Annotated in this window: 1 protein-coding gene; it reads left to right on the top strand. The window is 41.9% G+C overall.

Annotated elements, in window-relative coordinates; all coding sequences use genetic code 11:
- The first annotated feature begins 622 nt into the window (after nt 1-622).
- The gene (ltrA, locus tag QUB37_RS29475) at nt 623-2,353 is read left to right on the top strand and encodes a group II intron reverse transcriptase/maturase (RefSeq protein ID WP_333168760.1); all 1,731 of its coding nucleotides are present in this window, start codon (nt 623-625) and stop codon (nt 2,351-2,353) included.
- Nucleotides 2,354-2,463: the final 110 nt, after the last annotated feature.

Genomic DNA, 2,463 nt, shown 5'->3' with positions numbered 1-2,463 from the left:
GTGCGATTCGTTTAACCCAAATGGGTAGCAATACTCAGGGAAGGTTAGCCTAACCAACTGGTTAGTATAACTGAATACACATCTAGGTGCAGGATTCGCAAGTCCCTAGTCCTAGTCCGCAAGTGCAGCGGTAAAAGCATATCCCCTATTTTGTTGGGTAGCAACCAATAGGGTAAAGCGGGGATAAAAGACAAGAACTACTGGTAGCCGAAACTGGTAACTGTCGAGCACGAGTTCATGTGTAGCGAAAGCAAAGATGTGTCTGAACCATCGTAATTTTAAGATGGTCAAATGGCTAAATCAAGAATAAACCCGTTGAAAAAAACACGGTAAAGACTGATTAAGACCAAGCCAAAAGGCAAGGATAGGGCATAGGCAATTTCACACTTGACCTATAAGCACCGCCCATAAACCCGGTGGATAGCATCGCACTAAAAACTCAAACAATGTGTATTTGGAACGAAGTAACTCTTATATATTTCTGGAATCATGTCGATTATCCAGTAAGTAGCTAACGAACAATATATGAGAGAGGGATTGTATCAGAAGCCAATGCTCTGTTGTAATGACAGAGATATGCAGACAGGTACACGGTAACTTCAAGGATAGAAACTTAGTAGCAATGAATAAGTCTAAAACGCGGGACAACCCGACGGTGGAATGGAATCAAATCAATTGGCGAAAAGCCGAAAGATTGACATTTAAGTTGCAAAGACGTATCTATCGAGCAAGTGAGCGTGGCGATGTTAAAGCAGTTCAGAAGCTTCAAAAGACCTTGATTAATTCATGGTCTAATAAGGTTCTAGCGGTACGACGGGTAACACAAGACAATACTGGCAAGCGTACAGCAGGTGTGGATGGCATAAAATTGTTAACCCCAAAGCAACGATTAAAGCTAGTAAGTCAACTCAAAATAACTGGTAAATCTCAACCGACTCGTCGGGTAATGATACCAAAACCAGGAACTAATGAGTCAAGACCATTAGGAATACCTACAATGTACGACCGCGCCTTACAAGCAGTTGTGAAAGCAGCACTTGAGCCAGAATGGGAGGCAAAATTTGAGCCAAACTCATACGGTTTTAGACCCGGTAGGTCATGTCACGATGCGATTGGAGCTATATTTGACAGTATCAGATACAAAGCTAAATATGTGCTAGACGCTGATATTTCCAAATGTTTTGACCGCATTAATCACAAAGCATTACTTGACAAAATCAATACCTATCCAGGACTCCGAACACAAATTAAGTCCTGGCTTAAAAGTGGGGTATTAGACCAAGGTGAAATCTTCCCGACCAAAGAAGGCACACCACAAGGTGGGGTCATCTCTCCACTTTTGGCTAACATTGCTTTACATGGAATGGAAGAACGGGTCAAACAATATGCGGAAACGCTAACAAAAGGATACTACGGAATCAGTAAAAAAGATAAACGAAGTTCCTTAAGTTTAATCCGGTACGCCGATGATTTTGTGATTATTCACAAAGACATTGAAGTAATACTAGCCTGTCAGAAGATAATTGCAGAATGGTTAAGTGATGTTGGCCTAGAATTGAAGCCAAGCAAAACAAAATTAACCCACACCCTCAACGAATATAATGGAAATGTTGGGTTTGAGTTTCTAGGATTTCATGTACAACAACATAAGGTAGGCAACTACCGAAGTGCAAAAAATACAGTAGGAATACCGCTAGGTTTTACAACATTAATCACCCCGTCTAAGCCCAAAGTCAAAGCCCATCTGGCTAAAATTGCAGAAGTGATAGACACCCATAACACCGCCCCCCAAGTCGCTTTAATTAGTCGGCTGAATCCAATAATTAGGGGATGGTCAAACTATTACTCAACAGTAGTAAGTAAAGATACCTTTAACAAGGTAGACAGTCTTACCTATGACAAACTAAGAGCATGGGCGAGAAGACGGGGAAAAGGTAGCATCAATAAAGACAAATACTGGCGAACAGTAGGCGACAGAAATTGGTGTTTCAGCACAGAAGAAGGTTTAGAATTAGTCCAACACAAAGCAAGGCCTATTGTAAGGCACGTCAAAGTGAAGGGTAACGCAACGCCTTACGATGGTGACTGGATTTACTGGAGCAAGAGACGCGGAGAATACCCGGAAACACCAAAAAGAGTGGCAACACTGCTTAAGGCACAAAAAGGTAAATGTACCCACTGTGGTCTGTATTTCACACCTACAGACATTGTAGAAGTTGACCATATCCAACCTCGCTCATTAGGCGGTAAGGATGAGTACAAAAACCTCCAACTTCTACATAAACACTGCCACGACACAAAAACGGAAAATGACGGTTCCCTTGATAAGGACTATTGTAACAATCCGTTTTGAATTGTGTCCATAAAAAGGATGAAGATATCAAGGAGCGGAATGATGCGAAAGCATCACGTTCCGTTCTGAACGAGAGGTAGGGGTAGAAATGCCCCTATCGACTCTAACAA

Origin of the sequence: Microcoleus sp. AT3-A2 (assembly GCF_036705685.1) — a bacterium.
Lineage (GTDB): Bacteria > Cyanobacteriota > Cyanobacteriia > Cyanobacteriales > Microcoleaceae > Microcoleus.
This window is presented reverse-complemented; position numbering and strand designations above follow the sequence as displayed.

What these genes read in the sequence shown, in the direction of transcription:
- ltrA (WP_333168760.1), top strand. Translation starts at nt 623, where the DNA reads ATGAATAAGTCTAAAACGCGGGACAACCCGACGGTGGAATGGAATCAA.